This window comes from Paraburkholderia suaedae (assembly GCF_040812055.1).
Classification (GTDB): domain Bacteria; phylum Pseudomonadota; class Gammaproteobacteria; order Burkholderiales; family Burkholderiaceae; genus Paraburkholderia.
Genome location: NZ_JBFOAH010000001.1, coordinates 427,006 through 441,145, shown reverse-complemented (window position 1 = coordinate 441,145; position 14,140 = coordinate 427,006). Strand labels below are relative to the sequence as shown.

Genomic DNA, 14,140 nt, shown 5'->3' with positions numbered 1-14,140 from the left:
ACTCCCATGCGTGTACTCCTCATAGAAGACGACGAACTGATCGGCTACGGCGTCGAAGCAGGACTGAAGCAGGCAGGCTTCACGGTCGACTGGGCGCGCGACGGCCACAAGGCCGGCCTCGCGCTCGACACCACCGCGTATGCGCTCGTGATCCTCGACCTCGGCTTGCCGCGCGTGTCCGGCATGGAACTGCTCAAGCAACTGCGCGACGCGGGCAAGGACGTGCCGGTGCTGATCCTGACCGCGAAGAGTACGGTGGTCGACCGTGTCAGCGGTCTTGAAGCCGGCGCGGACGACTACCTCGGCAAACCCTTCGACCTGACCGAGCTGATTGCGCGTTGCCGCGTCTTGCTGCGCCGTGCGCAAGGCCGCAGCGTCGAGTTGATCCACTATCAGGACCTGACGGTCAACCCCGCCGCGCAAACGGTCGAAGTGGGCGCGAGGCGCGTGCCGCTCACCTCGCGCGAATGGGCGATTCTGCTGCAGTTGCTGACCAATCAGGGCATTCCGCAGTCGCGCTCGCGGCTCGAAGAAAGCCTGTACGGCTGGCAGGAAGAAATCGAAAGCAACGCGATCGAAGTACACGTGTCGAACCTGCGCAAGAAACTCGGCGCGGGCTTGATCAAGACCGTGCGCAATATCGGCTACGTGATGGAGAAAGCGTGATGGGCCCGTCGATCCGCCGGCGCCTGTCGCTGCTGGTACTGGCGAGCATCGCGCTGGTCTGGGGCGTCGCGTTGTTGTCGAGCTATCGTCAGGCGTCGCGCGAAGTCGGCGAATGGGAAGAGGCGCGCCTCGCGGAACTCGCGCAAATCCTCGCGCTGCTCGATCAGCACAATCTGAGCGTGCTTGCCAACGCGCGCATCGACGTGCGTGAGGAAGAAAAAGGCGGCGGCCCCGGCGCGAACGATCTCGACGACGACGACACGCTGCCGCGCGACGCCCTGTTCCAGGTGCGTCGCGCGAACGGCGACGTACTGGCGGGCAGCCCGCAATTGCGCGCGCTGGGTGCGTGGGATCTGCCGCTGCCGGCCGCGAGCGGCGGGCACGACATCACGCTGGGCCGCCAGATGTATCACACGTTCACGCTGCGCGACACCGCACTCGGTCACACGGTGCGCGTGTTCGAACCGGCCAATACGCGCAGTGACCTGGTGAGCGGCGTGGCGAGCCGGATCGCGCGGCCTACGCTCGTGGCCCTACCGGTGCTCGCGCTGCTGGTGTGGTTCAGCATCGGCTGGAGTCTCGCGCCGCTCAAGGTGCTGTCCAACGCGATCCGCTCACGCGACATCAACCGGATGGAGCCGGTCGAGATCGGCCGCGCGCCCACCGAAGTGCGGCCGCTCGTCGACGCGATCAACCTGATGCTGGCGCGTTTGCAGAGTTCGCTCGAGCGCGAACGCGCGTTTACCGCCGACGCCGCTCACGAACTGAAGACACCGCTTGCCGCGATCAAGGTACAGGCGCAGGTCGCGCTGGGCGAGCACGACGCGGCGCTACAGCGGCTCGCGATGGAACGCGTCGTGCAAGGGGTGGATCGCAGCGCGCGGCTCGCGGAGCAGTTGCTGCTCCTCGCGCGTCTGGATATGCACGAGAAGTTGTCGACCGTGCCGCTCAAACCGGCAAGCGTGGCGAAGAACGCATTGCTCGCCAACGAGCGCAGCGCGCAGCAGAAGAACATCAGCGTGAGTCTGCTGGGCGACACGCATGCGGAGATTTATGCGGAGCCGGTGCTGATCGGCATCCTGCTCGACAATCTGCTGGACAATGCGATCAAGTACGGACGCGACGGCGGCCGCATCGAAGTCGCGGTGCGACGTGCCGAAGACCGGGTGGAACTCACCGTACGCGACGACGGCCCTGGCGTCGCGCCCGACGATCTCGCGCGCCTGACCCACCGGTTTTTTCGCGCGACCGGCCAACACGCGACCGGCAGCGGGCTGGGCTTGTCGATCGTCGCGCGCATCGCCGAGCACTTCGGCGCGCGGCTGCATCTTGGCACGGGCATCGGGAACAGGGGCCTTGCGGTCGAGCTGTCGTTTCCCGCGTATGCGCCAGCGCGGGCACCCGCCCACTAACGCGCTAGCAGGGCTTGCACCGTTTGCATGGCCCCCACGCCCGGCACGCCCGGCACGGCCCCGCACGCGATGCTAGCGTCGGCTCGTCTGGTGCGCGCCGGCCGAGCGCGATCGCGCCACTGCGCGGGCGCGCCGCTGCCCGCGCTCGCGGATGCGGCTGGACGACTCGGCGAACTGCCACGCGATCAGCCCAGGCACGAACACCATCAGATCGCGAATGCGCCGCGCGGCGGCGAGCGCAAGGCAAGTGGACGGCTCCAGTCCGAGCGCGCCGCCGACCAGGATGAACCCGCCTTCCTGCACGCCCAGCCCACCGGGCACGAAGAACGCTGCGCTGCTGATCGCCTGGATGAGCGACTCGATCACGACCGCTTCGACAAGCGTGACAGGCACGCCGAGAAAATGCAGCGCGAGCCAGATTTCCAGCGATGTCAGGAAGCACTGCAGCGGCTGCCAGAACAGCAGATAGCGCAGCACCACCGCGCGCCGCCGCCAGATCAGCTTGATAGACCGGTCGATCTGCGCCGACTGTCCGACTAGCGCCGCGAGCTTGCCGCTCGTCACACGATTGAGCACGCGCGTAATGCGCTCGAACGGGTTGGCATGCTGCACGAGCGCGAACAGCAGCAGCAGCGGCGCCAGCGCCGCGACGCCCCACGCCAGTTGCCCCGCGAGCCGCAGCGTACCCGACTGTGCGTGCGCGAACAGGAAGCCGATGCCGACCATCGTGAACAGCAACTGGCTGATGACCGTGAGTTGCATGTCGACGATGATGCTGCCCACCGCCGTTGACGGCCGCACGCCCCAGCCTCTGAGCATGCGAAACGCGATCACTTCGCCGCCGACCCGCGCCACTGGCAGCATGCTGTTGACCGATTCGCGCACCCACACCACATGCAGCATGTTCAGGACGCTGGGCCGGTTCGCGCCGCGAATCAGCGAGCGCCAGTCGCATGCGTTGGCGAGCATAGGCAGTACGTGGACCAGCGCCGCCAGCACGAGGCCCGCGCCGGCGGCCCGCAGCGCGCCGAGCACGGCACCGGGATTGCCGCGCCAGACGAGCCACAGCGACAGCAGCAAGCCCACCAATGCCGCGACGCGGCCGAGATGTTTCATCATGCGGCCACCTCACGGGCGCGCTCGGGGCCCCACGCTCCTGCCGTTGCTGCCGTTGCTGCGGTTGGCACTGCCACTGCCGCTTTCCTGCCACCGTCTCGCGGTTCGAAAAACGCTTGCTTCATCCCTTGCATCATTACCGATCCAGCCCGCCGTTTAATTCGTCATTCGTCGCGCGCAGCCGACAGCAGACCGTCGCCGTCCACCTTGAAGCTGAAGCCCCGCCAGATCACCCGCGACGACAGGAAACTCGCGATAAAGATCGCAAAGGATACGATATCCCATAACGGCAGCAACCACGTGTCGCGCGACTCGAGGTGCAATGCCCGCTCGGTGAGCCGTTGCAGCGCGAGCCGCGCACAGAGGGCGACGAGCGCGAGCAGCCACGCCCAGATCGCGCCGCCAGAAAGCGCGAGCGCAAGCAGCGCGAACGCGAGCGGATGAATCAGCGCCGAGCCCAGATGCCCGAGCGGATCGATATGGCGAATCGTGCGGCTCCAGCGCAGTTCATGCGCGACCAGCTGCTTCGCACTGGCTTCCACGCACGCATGCGCGATCGGAAACGGCGGAATCACCACCTTCTCGCCGATCCTGCGCACCGCCTCGCCGATCTCGTAATCTTCGGCGAGATGCCGCACGAACGGCGCGAAGCCGCCGATTTTGTCGTACGTGGCGCGCCGCATCGCGATGGTCTGTCCGAAGCACGGCCGCGCGAGCCCGAGCGTCAGTCCGGTCACCACGCTGGGCAGGAACTGGTAGTTGGTGGCCTTGACCGACAGCCGCGGCCAGAAGCCCGGATCGGGTTGCCCGCGATACGCGCACGTGACCAGTCCGACATCCGGCTTTTGCAATTCGCCGATCACGTTGCGCAGATAGTCGGGCGCCACGCTCACGTCGCTGTCGGCGAATACCAGCACGTCGTGCCGCGCGTGCGGCAGCATGTTGAGGATGTTGCTGATCTTGCGGTTCGGGCCGTACAGACGCGCATCGGCCACCACGGTGATATCGGCTTGCGGATGCAGCAGCCGCAGCTGGTCGACGGCTTGCAGCGCCGGGTCGGCCGAGTCGTGCACGCCGAACACGAATTGCACCGGCCCGGCGTAATCCTGCAAGCAGCAGCTCGACAGATTCGCGAGCAGCGCGCGTTCGCTGCCGTGCAGCGGCTTGATGATCGTGACCGGCGGAAAACTGGCCGGTTCTGCCAGCGGCCGGGCAAAGAAACGGCCGATCAGCGCGCCCGCCAGCACGGTATAGCCGATGCCGAACACAGCCGCTGCCGCACACGCGCAGCCTAGCGTGACGGCGAGCAGATGTGCGGTACTCACGCTTGATGGGCGCGCAAGAAGCGGAAGAATTCGACGCCTTCACGCAAGCGCCGTTTCATCATGTCCCAACTGGTGAGCATTTCGCGCAATATTTCCCAGATCTTGGACGGCCGGAAATAGAAGCGCTTGTAGAAGTTTTCGAGCTGGTGATACATCTCGTCGCGCGACAGATGCGGATAGCCGATCGCCGCCAGCTGCACCCCTTCCTTGCTGACGAGATTGATGACCTTGTTCTCCGCGAGCCAGCCGTTCTCGACCGCCTGGTTATAGAGCACGGTGCCGGGATACGGTGCGGCGAGCGACACCTGGATGGTTAGCGGATTGACCTCTTTCGCGTACTCGATGGTCTTTTGAATCGTTTCCGGCGTCTCGCCCGGCAAGCCCAGGATGAAGGTGCCGTGAACCTTGATGCCAAGCGTGCGACAGTCTTTGGCGAAGCGCCGCGCCATGTCCGTGCGCAAGCCCTTCTTGACGTTGACGAGTATCTGGTCGTCGCCGGACTCGTAGCCGACCAGCAGGAGGCGCAGGCCGTTTTCTTTCATGATCTTCAGCGTCGCGAAAGGCACGTTCGCCTTGGCGTTGCAGGACCACGTCACGCCCAGCTTGCCCATGCCGCGCGCAATTTCTTCCGCGCGCGGCTTGAAGTCGGTGAAGGTGTCGTCGTCGAACATGATCTCCTTGACTTCAGGCATGTTGTCGCGAATCCACTTCACTTCTTCAAGCACGTGCTCGACCGAACGCGTGCGATAGCGATGGCCGCCGACGGTGTGCGGCCACAGGCAGAACGTGCACTTGGAACGGCAGCCGCGGCCCGTGTAGAGCGACACGTACGGATGCTTCAGATAGCCGTTGAAGTAGTTTTCGATCTTCAGATCGCGCTTGTAGACCGGCGCGACGAACGGCAATTCGTCCATGTTCTCGAGGATCGGGCGTGCTTCGTTGTGCTCGATCGAGCCATCAGGCGCGCGGTAGCTCAAGCCCTGGATCTGCGTGAACGGCACGCCCTCGGCGACTTCCTTGCAGGTGAAATCGAATTCTTCGCGGCAAACGAAGTCGATCGCCTCGGTCGCGGTGAGCGAGTTGTGCGGGTCGACCGCGACCTTCGCACCGACCATGCCGATCAACAGCGAGGGCTTACGTTCCTTGAGATGCTGCGCGAACATCGCGTCCGTCGGAAAGGAAGGCGTGCTCGTGTGGATGATGACGAGATCGTATTGCTCGGCGAGTTCGAGAGTCTCGTCCACCGATGCGCCATTCGCGGTCGCGTCGAAGACGCGGCTGCCCGGAATCAGAGCGGCCGGCTGTGCGAGCCACGTGGGGTACCAGAACGACTTCACCTCACGTTTGGCCTGATAGCGTGAACCCGCGCCGCCGTCGAAACCGTCGAAAGATGGCGCCTGCAAGAACAAAGTTTTCATGAGTGCTCCAGCGAGCCTGAAGGGCGCTTTCAGTATTTAATCGGGAGAGCTATTGGGACCATGAGTCGCGTGGGCGCGAGTCCTGGCGCAAATAGTACGGAGCAAAGCTGAAGGAAACCTGAAGAATAATACTGCGTTCCCGCCCCTTGCGGCATTGTTCTCATCTTTAGTTTCGCGTGACACGCGCGTGTCGCCCGTATGTGGTAACGACGGCAAACGGGCTGCCGCGCCCTCCCCGGCCGTAGCCACGCTCAAGGGACGAGGTGTCTGGCCCATTCGAGCCAGCCGAGGTTGAGGGCCGCGTTTACCACTACGCCGAGTGCCGACGCGATAGCCGCAATCATGGTCCAGAACGCGGAGCGCCGCGCACTCTGCGCCGACGTATGGGCGGCCGTGGCCGCATCGCGCGACGCGCTTGCCGCGGCCTGCGCGATGTGCGACGACGACTCCATCTGCGCGAGCGACTTTAGGGCGAAGCCGCGCTCTTCGTCATGGTTCGCCGTGCGTGCTTGCAGATCCTTTTCGAACAGATAACGATAGCAGAATGGTGTGAGTGGATGATCGGGGTTCTGCGCGGCGAAGTATCTCGCATAAGCTTCGCCGCCGTTGTCGGTGATCTGCTGGTATGCGCTCTCCTTGTCCACGAAGGCCTCGCTTTCGGCAGGCCGCGCGCCCCGCGGCCGTTCGGATGATTCACGGCAGCTTGTGCAGCAACTTGCGCGGCGAACCTCGCGGCAATTCGCCTAACCCATCGCATCGCGGCCGACCCGCGCCGCATCGCGCACGGGTCGGCCACTCCTCGTTCGTCAGACCGGCTTGATATCCGCCGCCTGCTTACCCTTTGGTCCCTGCTTGATTTCAAAGCTGACCTTCTGGTTTTCCTGCAGCGACTTGAAACCCTCGGAGCGGATCTCCGAGAAATGCGCAAACAGATCTTCGCCGCCGTCGTCGGGTGTGATGAAGCCAAAGCCCTTCGCGTCGTTAAACCACTTCACTGTACCGGTAGGCATGTCGATTCCTCGTGTGGATCTGGGTTGATTGAGTCGCAGTCGCTGTCTTCTGGCCGCCGCTTTCGAACCTTGCGTCGCGCTTCGATCGAGTCAGCAGGATCTGCCGGAAGCGGCTGCGGCCTGATCCGTGGCCGCCGGCCCTGTTGCCATCACCGCCACTGCTACTGCTGCTTGACTGTACGCCTCTTTGCGCAACGCCGCTTCGACCGATTTTCCAGCGCCGTGACAGCCGTCCCGCAAGCCGCGTGCCGGGCCTCGAAAGCGGGGCCTCGCAACCGGGGCCGCGGCCGATGCGATCGCGCGCAATCAGATAAGATGATTGCTATCCGCAGTCCATCCATGGCCGCGCATGTTCGTCGGCTGGTACGACGAACGCGCGGCCTGTCGTTTCTCCCATTCACAGGAACCCAGCATGGCCACTTCGAGCTATACCGATACCCGACTTCTGATCAACGGCGAATGGTGCGACGCCGCCAGCGGCAAGACCCTCGACGTCATCAACCCGGCCACCGGCCAGGCCATCGGCAAAGTGGCCCACGCCGGCATTGCCGACCTCGATCGGGCGCTGCAAGCCGCGCAGCGCGGCTTCGAAGCATGGCGCAAGGTGCCCGCGAACGAGCGCGCCGCAATCATGCGCAAGGCTGCCGCGCTGGTGCGCGAGCGTGCCGCCGACGTCGCCCGCCTGATGACGCAGGAACAAGGCAAGCCGTTCGCCGAAGCGCGCGTCGAAGTGCTGTCGGCCGCCGACATCATCGAATGGTTCGCGGACGAAGGCCGCCGCGTGTACGGCCGCATCGTGCCGTCGCGCAACCTCGCGGTGCAGCAACAGGTGCTCAAGGAGCCGATCGGCCCGGTGGCGGCGTTCACGCCGTGGAATTTCCCGGTCAACCAGGTGGTGCGCAAGCTGAGCGCCGCGCTCGCCTGCGGCTGCTCGTTCCTCGTGAAGGCGCCGGAAGAGACCCCGGCCTCGCCGGCGGCGCTGCTGCGCGCATTCGTCGAGGCGGGCGTGCCGGCGGGCACCGTCGGCCTCGTGTTCGGCGATCCGGCTGAGATATCCAGCTATCTGATTCCGCATCCGGTGATCCGCAAGGTGACGTTCACCGGCTCGACGCCGGTCGGCAAACAACTGGCCGCGCTGGCCGGCTCGCATATGAAGCGCGCGACGATGGAACTGGGCGGCCATGCACCCGTCATCGTGGCCGACGACGCCGACGTGGCGCTCGCCGTCAAGGCGGCTGGCGGCGCCAAGTTCCGCAACGCGGGGCAGGTCTGTATCTCGCCGACGCGCTTTCTGGTGCACAACAGCATCCGCGAGGAATTCGCCGCGGCGCTCGTCAGGCACGCCGAAAGCCTGAAGCTCGGTGACGGCCTCGCGGAAGGCACGACCCTCGGTCCGCTCGCCAACGCACGCCGCCTGAGCGCAATGAGCAAGGTGCTCGACGACGCGCGCAAGACCGGCGCGAAGGTCGAGACGGGCGGCGAGCGGGTGGGCTCGGAAGGCAACTTCTTTGCGCCGACCGTGCTGAGCAACGTGTCGCTGGAAGCCGACGTGTTCAACAACGAGCCGTTCGGCCCGGTCGCCGCGATCCGCGGCTTCGACAAGCTCGAAGAAGCGATCGCCGAAGCCAACCGACTGCCGTTTGGCCTCGCGGGATATGCGTTCACGAAGTCGTTTAGCAACGTGCATCTGCTGTCGCAGCAACTGGAAGTCGGCATGCTGTGGATCAACCAGCCGGCCACTCCATGGCCGGAAATGCCGTTCGGCGGCGTGAAGGACTCCGGCTACGGCTCGGAAGGCGGCCCCGAAGCGATGGAAGCGTATCTCGTCACGAAGTCGGTGTCGGTGATGTCGGCTTGAAACCTGCAAGCGCGGCTGACGCTGGCTCAGGCAAGTCTCCAAGGCACGCCCCCTGACGCAAGTCCGTCAGGCAAGTCCGTCAGGCGAGTCCTTCAGGACAGCCCTTTGGACCGCGCTGTTTCCAACGAACCATCACATCGGTCCGCGAGCCTCGCTCGCGGACTTTTTTATTGCAATGAACGACACGGCTTCTCGCACCATGCAGCCCACGCTGACCGGCACGACCGTCGAACTCCGCCCGCTTCAGCATGCACACGCGCAAGCGCTGGTCGGCGCCGCCGCGGACGGCCAATTATGGAATCTGAAGCATACAGTGGTGCCAGGACCCGACACCATAGGAGACTATATCGCGACCGCGCTCGACACACGCATGGCCGGCACCGTGATGCCATTCGTGATCGCGCTGCGCGAAAACGGTGCAATTGTCGGCAGCACCCGCTTCTGGAAGATCGACCGTGCGAACCGCAAGCTCGAAATCGGTCACACGTGGTTGAGCGAGTCGATGCAACGCACCGCCGTGAATACAGAAGCGAAGCACCTGCTGTTGAGCTACGCGTTCGACGTGCTGCAATGTGTTCGCGTGCAGTTCACAACCGATGAACTCAACGCAAAGTCACGCGCATCCATTCTGCGCCTGGGCGCAAAACAGGAAGGAGTGGTCCGGCATGAACGGATCATGCCGGATGGGCGCAAGCGCAACTCGGTGCGCTTTAGCATCGTCGATCATGAGTGGCCAGCGGTGAAGGCAATGCTGGCAGCAAAGCTCGCTCCGTAACGAGCACGCCGTCATTGGCATGGGCGGTTACCGTCTGCTATCGCCCGCAATCGGGCCACCCGGCACAACGTCGAACCCGCGTGTCCATCTCGACGAGCGACGTCGACCCGCCCTCGTCTTGCGGCTCGAGCAGTCCGGACCAACCATCTCGACAACGCTTGCGAAGCGTGAAACGACGGCGCCTGATCGTCCGGCGGTTATATAGCGGCGCACGCTCAGCCGCGTGCCTTAGGGCCACGCGGCCGTCACGGCAGCATCCGCTGCAGCACGCGATCCTTCAGTACGAACCGGTGAAACAGCGCGCCGGCAATATGCAGCACGATGAGCGCGAACAGCACCCAGGCCAGGTAGCCGTGGATGTCGCCCATGGCGTGACCGATGGACGACCCGGTCGGCGCGATAGACGGCATCGGCACCACGCCAAGGATCCGGACGGTCCACCCGCGCGAGGACGCGTTCGCCCACCCCAGCACGGGCACGACTACTAGCGCCAGATAGAGCAGACCGTGCGTGACATGCGACACTGCGCGCAAAAACGGCGACACATTCGCCGCTCCGGGCCGGTGCCCGACTCGCCAGAGGATCCGCAGCAGCACCACGGCGATCAGTGTGGCGCCGACACCGAGATGCCACGCAATGAGCCCCTCAGGACGCGTGCCCTTGTGGATGTCCGGCATGGTCCAGCCGATTACGAACTGAGCCGCGATCAATGCGGCCACCAGCCAGTGCAAAAAGCGCGCGACGCCGCCGTAGCCCGCTTCGTCCCGGCGCCAGGCGCCTTCGTCGGTTTGCATCATCAGAGTTGTTTGAGCATAGAGGGTTGTCGATTGGAAACGCATCGCCGCATCAGGGAACAGAGGGCCGGGCGACATATCGCGGATGCTACGCATCGAACCTTAACAGAAGCTGACGCACCGCTACGCGTTCCTGCGTCACCTGGCTTCAAATGCCGAATGACCAGCCCCGAGGTGCGAGCGGACGTCCGCGGCGGCGCTGACCGTAAGCAGTCTGCAACCGAATGTTTCCGCCTGATGTACTTTTGCCGCAACACGATGCCGTGCAGTGATGCGCTGTTCCAGCGTCGATCGTCACGCACCGGCGCGCTCACGCGCTGTTCGACGGCTGCGTCTTTTCCATAGCGTGTTCAATGGCTTGGCCGCCGGCGCGGCCCTCTGCCAATTGAACCACACCACCCACCCGCCCGGCTTCTTCCCTGCCCTTGGCTCATGAGCGGTATGTGAGCGTCGCGACACGTCCTGTTACACACAAACACAACCGAAATCCCGGGGCTCAGTAGAGTTCGGTTCACAAGCAAAAAGGGAGCAACCTCATGAAAAAAATCTTCGCACTCGTCATTCTCGCAGCAACGCTCGGCAGCGCTTTGGGCGGCTGCATCGTGGTCCCTGACGACGGCGGCTATCACGCTCACGAGCATCATCACGACCACGACCACTACTAAGTGCGTCGGGCGCAAGAGTGCTTCCTCACCAACGTAGAACCAGAGAACACAAAATGAACAATTCGCGCAACCGCTGGATGTCGTTGGGGATCGTCGCAGGCCTTGCGATCAGTGCATCGTCGGCCGCACTGGCCCATGTCGACGTGGGTGTCAACATCGGCGTGCCGGGCTTCGCTTATGCGCCCGAGCCGGTGTATGCGCCGCCTCCGCCGCCGGTCTACGCGCCGGCGCCGCCGGTGGTGGTCGTGAGCCCGGGGTGGTACGGCGAGCGCTACTACGACGGCCACCGCTACTGGGAACGCCGGGAATGGGAAGAGCATCGTCACGACCGGCACGAATGGCGCGACGCGCGCGGCCATGACAACGGCTGGCGCGGCCACGACAACGGCTGGCACGGCCACGACGACGACCGTAGGCACGGCGATCATTGATGCATGGACCACGGCGGTGTCGCTGACGCCGCCGTGCCGTGCTGGCATTCGCGCCACCGCTTGATAAGGAGCGACGATTTGCTACGCAGCGATACACGGCGAGTGACGGCTCGCGTCGATGGCGTGCTGATCTGCGCCGAATACAGCGAACAGACCGGCCAGTTGTGCTTGCGTCAGGACGGCGCGTTGTTGCGCGAATGGTTTCCGCCGCATTCGTGGATGGCGATTGCGTCGGTGGCGGGCGCGCGGCATTGGGGCACGCGGCCTAGCGACGATGACCTGCGCGCGTTGGTGCGCAATGAGATGACCTTGTTGCGCGCGCCCTAGCCCTTGAACGGATGCGAAGCTCGATGCAAAGCTGAATGCGAAGCGCGCGACGAATTGTTCGTCGCAAGCTTCGTCATCAATTGCATGTTGAGCGCTTAACGCGCGTTGTAGATGGGCGGCGAATAGGAACTGACCGTCATATCACTGCCGCGGCCCGACTGCCCGCGACCATGGCTGCCCACTCCATACCCGCTGCTATCGGCCTGAGCCGCATTGCGCTGACCTTCGGCCTGCGCCGGCGTCTGTGCAGCCTGCGAATCCTGTGAAACAGGCTGACCCGCCGACTGCGCGAACGATGCAATGGGCCCGGCGAGAGCCACAGCAACAGCAACGGCTTGAATGAGCGACTTCATGAAACCACCTCTTGCGGACTGTCTCGACATGCGCTGCTGACGGGACTTGGGTCGCAGCAATGCAGCCAGTGTAGGTGCCCAATGCGGCGGGATAAATCCGCTAATCCCGAATTCACTGTTGTCTCGCCGACGCACAATGAAAGCGTGCGCATTCGCTATTCGACGGCAACGGCGGCAACCGCTCGATCCAACGACGGTTCGTCGAGCGGCGCGAGACTCCACATGCCGAAGAAGAACACCGACACCACCAGCACCATCTTGCGTCCGATCCGATCCGCGCAGGGACCGGCCGCGAGCGCACCGATGCCGAGACCGACCAGCGCCGCGCTCATCACCGGGCCCAGCGAACTTCGCGCGCCCCCCCACTGCTGCACCAGCGACGGCGCAATGAAACCGACCGCGGCCGTGTCGAAGCCATCCGCCGCGACGACCAGAAAGCACAGCACCAGGATCGTCCATTGAAATGGCGAGAAACGCTGTTCGTCGATAAAAGCTTGCACGTCCACGCTGCGTTCGGCGCGAGTCATTGCACTTCTCCTTGCGCGTCGCGCGCAGCGATTGCGGGGTCGTACGGACTCAAAGCTTTCGCTCTGCCTGGTTCACACTGTTTCATTGCGATGTCTCCATGACTGTTTAAGACGATTTTTATTGTTCGTATTCCTACTGATCATGCGAATAATGGCGTCCGTGGCGGACCCGATCCTCGCCTCGCCGCGTCCGACGCGTCCGACGCGAGGCGATTGGGCGCGAGATGTCAGAACGGCGCGCGTGTTGATATCGCTCGCGTGCGCTAGCGAAGCACTGCCGTGGCCGAACTGCTGCGAGCACAGCATGTAGCCGGTCAGGTTCACGCGCAGCATCGCGTTCCACGCCTCCAGCGCGATCTCCTCGATGCCGCCTGGCCGCAGCAGTCCGGCGTTGTTCACCAGTACATCGGCCACGCCGAATGCCGACTCGACGCCGTTCACCGCACCGCGCACGCTGTCGATGTCGCCGATATCGCAAGCGAGCGCGAGCGCCTCGACGCCGTTCGCATTGAGGCTGCTCGCGAGTGCAAGGCACTTGTCGTCGTCACGATCGAGCAACGCGAGGCGCGCTCCCGCGTTGCCGAGCACCTGCGCGATAGCGCTGCCGATACCGCCAGCCGCGCCGCTTACCACGCAAATCTTGCCTTCGAGCGCGAGCCACTGCTGCGCGCCTGCCCGGCCATGACTCGCGTTTGATTTCGTTAGTCATCCGAATCTCCATGGTTTTGATCATCGGCACGATGCGCTGGCCGGCCTCGCCGCCGCGCTATGCGAACGCGCCTTTCATGGAAAAAAGTATAGCCATGCGAGTGCCGCCGAAATTGGACAAAGTGACTCGTGATCACCGCTGCGCAGCGGGCGCTGGAGTCGATCTCGAAGGCGGTGTCGCCAGGTCTGTTACCGGTGCTGCAGCGGCCCGCGCTGATCTCCGTGCGGCGCGAGATCGGCGATGGCACGTTGATGCCTTTGTTCGGCTTGCTGGAGCAGGAATTTTGCCGCATCGCGCGCGGTCATACCGCCGCGGGCATGGCGTTGATGATGGCACTTTTTGTGCAAGTGGCGCGTCTGACCGATGCCGCGTCCGCAGCCGGCGCGACGGTGAACGACCGGCGTGCGGCGCAGATCAAACGGCTGCGCGAACTCGTCGCCGCGCACGCTCGCGAACATCGGCCTATTGAATTCTATGCGGGCAAACTAGGCGTCACGGCCGCGCATCTGGGCCGCATATGCCGCGACGAACTCGGGCATTCGCCGCTGTCGCTCGTCAATGATCTCTGATCCGCGAGGCGCAGCGCGATCTGGTTTATTCCGGCTTGACCATCAAACAGATCGCCCATGCGCTCGGATTCGAAGATGCGGCTTATTTCAGCCGCTATTTCCGCAAGCAGACGGGCGTTACGCCTACAGAGTTTCAAACCGCGGCGCATCGGGACCTATCGCTGAACTAGGCACCCGTCGCGCCG

Annotated in this window: 15 protein-coding genes and 2 pseudogenes; 8 read left to right on the top strand and 9 right to left on the bottom strand. The window is 64.2% G+C overall.

The genetic code is table 11. From position 1 onward, the window contains the following. Positions 1–6: 6 nt before the first annotated feature. Both ABQJ48_RS01925 and ABQJ48_RS01920 read left to right on the top strand, forming a co-directional pair. Positions 7–666 carry a response regulator gene (locus tag ABQJ48_RS01925; RefSeq protein ID WP_367835588.1) on the top strand — a complete coding sequence of 220 codons (660 nt, stop codon included), beginning with the start codon at positions 7–9 and terminating at the stop codon, positions 664–666. Beyond that, the gene (locus tag ABQJ48_RS01920; RefSeq protein ID WP_367835586.1) at positions 663–2,078 is read left to right on the top strand and encodes an ATP-binding protein; all 1,416 of its coding nucleotides are present in this window, start codon (positions 663–665) and stop codon (positions 2,076–2,078) included. The genes ABQJ48_RS01925 and ABQJ48_RS01920 overlap by 4 nt, the downstream gene beginning before the upstream one ends. 72 nt (positions 2,079–2,150) lie before the next feature. Here the strand turns inward: ABQJ48_RS01920 and ABQJ48_RS01915 are convergent, their stop codons facing one another. The 5 genes from ABQJ48_RS01915 to ABQJ48_RS01895 all read right to left on the bottom strand — a co-directional run bounded on the left by ABQJ48_RS01915 (position 2,151) and on the right by ABQJ48_RS01895 (position 6,947). Next, entirely contained in the window at positions 2,151–3,197 is a 1,047-nt protein-coding gene (locus ABQJ48_RS01915; RefSeq protein WP_367835584.1) for a lysylphosphatidylglycerol synthase domain-containing protein, read from the bottom strand. A gap of 161 nt (positions 3,198–3,358) precedes the next feature. Then, complete coding sequence (gene hpnI, locus ABQJ48_RS01910; RefSeq protein ID WP_367835582.1) at positions 3,359–4,519, bottom strand: bacteriohopanetetrol glucosamine biosynthesis glycosyltransferase HpnI; 1,161 nt, start codon at positions 4,517–4,519, stop codon at positions 3,359–3,361. Then, on the bottom strand, positions 4,516–5,937 hold the full coding sequence (gene hpnJ, locus ABQJ48_RS01905) for a hopanoid biosynthesis associated radical SAM protein HpnJ (protein WP_367835580.1): 1,422 nt from the start codon (positions 5,935–5,937) through the stop codon (positions 4,516–4,518). Before hpnJ ends, hpnI begins: the two co-directional genes overlap by 4 nt. A gap of 251 nt (positions 5,938–6,188) precedes the next feature. Further along, on the bottom strand, positions 6,189–6,581 hold the full coding sequence (locus ABQJ48_RS01900; protein ID WP_367835579.1) for a hypothetical protein: 393 nt from the start codon (positions 6,579–6,581) through the stop codon (positions 6,189–6,191). A 162-nt stretch (positions 6,582–6,743) separates the two neighbouring features. Continuing rightward, complete coding sequence (locus tag ABQJ48_RS01895; protein WP_007181784.1) at positions 6,744–6,947, bottom strand: cold-shock protein; 204 nt, start codon at positions 6,945–6,947, stop codon at positions 6,744–6,746. A 412-nt stretch (positions 6,948–7,359) separates the two neighbouring features. On the opposite strand from ABQJ48_RS01895, the gene ABQJ48_RS01890 reads away from it, so the two are divergent. Both ABQJ48_RS01890 and ABQJ48_RS01885 read left to right on the top strand, forming a co-directional pair. Continuing rightward, on the top strand, positions 7,360–8,805 hold the full coding sequence (locus ABQJ48_RS01890) for an NAD-dependent succinate-semialdehyde dehydrogenase (protein WP_367835577.1): 1,446 nt from the start codon (positions 7,360–7,362) through the stop codon (positions 8,803–8,805). Positions 8,806–8,980: 175 nt separating this feature from the next. Beyond that, complete coding sequence (locus ABQJ48_RS01885; RefSeq protein ID WP_367835576.1) at positions 8,981–9,580, top strand: GNAT family N-acetyltransferase; 600 nt, start codon at positions 8,981–8,983, stop codon at positions 9,578–9,580. Positions 9,581–9,825: 245 nt separating this feature from the next. Here the strand turns inward: ABQJ48_RS01885 and ABQJ48_RS01880 are convergent, their stop codons facing one another. Next, a complete protein-coding gene (locus ABQJ48_RS01880) occupies positions 9,826–10,374 on the bottom strand; it encodes a cytochrome b (RefSeq protein ID WP_367835974.1) in 549 nt (182 codons plus the stop codon). Between the two features lie 536 nt (positions 10,375–10,910). On the opposite strand from ABQJ48_RS01880, the gene ABQJ48_RS01875 reads away from it, so the two are divergent. From ABQJ48_RS01875 to ABQJ48_RS01865, 3 genes are all read left to right on the top strand, one after another. Further along, the gene (locus ABQJ48_RS01875; protein WP_367835575.1) at positions 10,911–11,039 is read left to right on the top strand and encodes a hypothetical protein; all 129 of its coding nucleotides are present in this window, start codon (positions 10,911–10,913) and stop codon (positions 11,037–11,039) included. Between the two features lie 53 nt (positions 11,040–11,092). Next, positions 11,093–11,470: a hypothetical protein gene (locus tag ABQJ48_RS01870; protein WP_367835573.1), complete on the top strand. Its 378-nt coding sequence runs from the start codon at positions 11,093–11,095 to the stop codon at positions 11,468–11,470. A 78-nt stretch (positions 11,471–11,548) separates the two neighbouring features. After that, entirely contained in the window at positions 11,549–11,797 is a 249-nt protein-coding gene (locus ABQJ48_RS01865; RefSeq protein WP_367835572.1) for a hypothetical protein, read from the top strand. Positions 11,798–11,892: 95 nt separating this feature from the next. On the opposite strand, the gene ABQJ48_RS01860 is transcribed toward ABQJ48_RS01865, so the two are convergent. The 3 genes and pseudogenes from ABQJ48_RS01860 to ABQJ48_RS37785 all read right to left on the bottom strand — a co-directional run bounded on the left by ABQJ48_RS01860 (position 11,893) and on the right by ABQJ48_RS37785 (position 13,310). Next, entirely contained in the window at positions 11,893–12,150 is a 258-nt protein-coding gene (locus ABQJ48_RS01860; RefSeq protein WP_367835571.1) for a hypothetical protein, read from the bottom strand. 185 nt (positions 12,151–12,335) lie between these two features. Continuing rightward, positions 12,336–12,677, bottom strand: a pseudogene (locus ABQJ48_RS01855) (MFS transporter); the annotation flags it as partial. A gap of 72 nt (positions 12,678–12,749) precedes the next feature. Next, on the bottom strand, positions 12,750–13,310 hold the full coding sequence (locus tag ABQJ48_RS37785; RefSeq protein ID WP_473094085.1) for an SDR family NAD(P)-dependent oxidoreductase: 561 nt from the start codon (positions 13,308–13,310) through the stop codon (positions 12,750–12,752). Between the two features lie 201 nt (positions 13,311–13,511). Here ABQJ48_RS37785 and ABQJ48_RS01845 point away from each other — a divergent pair. Beyond that, positions 13,512–14,125: pseudogene (locus ABQJ48_RS01845) on the top strand (AraC family transcriptional regulator); the annotation flags it as partial. Positions 14,126–14,140: the final 15 nt, after the last annotated feature.

Bases quoted from the DNA above. Each gene is read 5' to 3' on its own strand.
- ABQJ48_RS01915 (WP_367835584.1), bottom strand. From the start codon at position 3,197: ATGATGAAACATCTCGGCCGCGTCGCGGCATTGGTGGGCTTGCTGCTG.
- ABQJ48_RS01885 (WP_367835576.1), top strand. From the start codon at position 8,981: ATGAACGACACGGCTTCTCGCACCATGCAGCCCACGCTGACCGGCACG.
- ABQJ48_RS01875 (WP_367835575.1), top strand. From the start codon at position 10,911: ATGAAAAAAATCTTCGCACTCGTCATTCTCGCAGCAACGCTCGGCAGC.
- ABQJ48_RS01860 (WP_367835571.1), bottom strand. From the start codon at position 12,150: ATGAAGTCGCTCATTCAAGCCGTTGCTGTTGCTGTGGCTCTCGCCGGG.
- ABQJ48_RS01895 (WP_007181784.1), bottom strand. From the start codon at position 6,947: ATGCCTACCGGTACAGTGAAGTGGTTTAACGACGCGAAGGGCTTTGGC.
- ABQJ48_RS01880 (WP_367835974.1), bottom strand. From the start codon at position 10,374: ATGCAAACCGACGAAGGCGCCTGGCGCCGGGACGAAGCGGGCTACGGC.
- ABQJ48_RS01890 (WP_367835577.1), top strand. From the start codon at position 7,360: ATGGCCACTTCGAGCTATACCGATACCCGACTTCTGATCAACGGCGAA.
- ABQJ48_RS01870 (WP_367835573.1), top strand. From the start codon at position 11,093: ATGAACAATTCGCGCAACCGCTGGATGTCGTTGGGGATCGTCGCAGGC.
- hpnJ (WP_367835580.1), bottom strand. From the start codon at position 5,937: ATGAAAACTTTGTTCTTGCAGGCGCCATCTTTCGACGGTTTCGACGGC.
- ABQJ48_RS01925 (WP_367835588.1), top strand. From the start codon at position 7: ATGCGTGTACTCCTCATAGAAGACGACGAACTGATCGGCTACGGCGTC.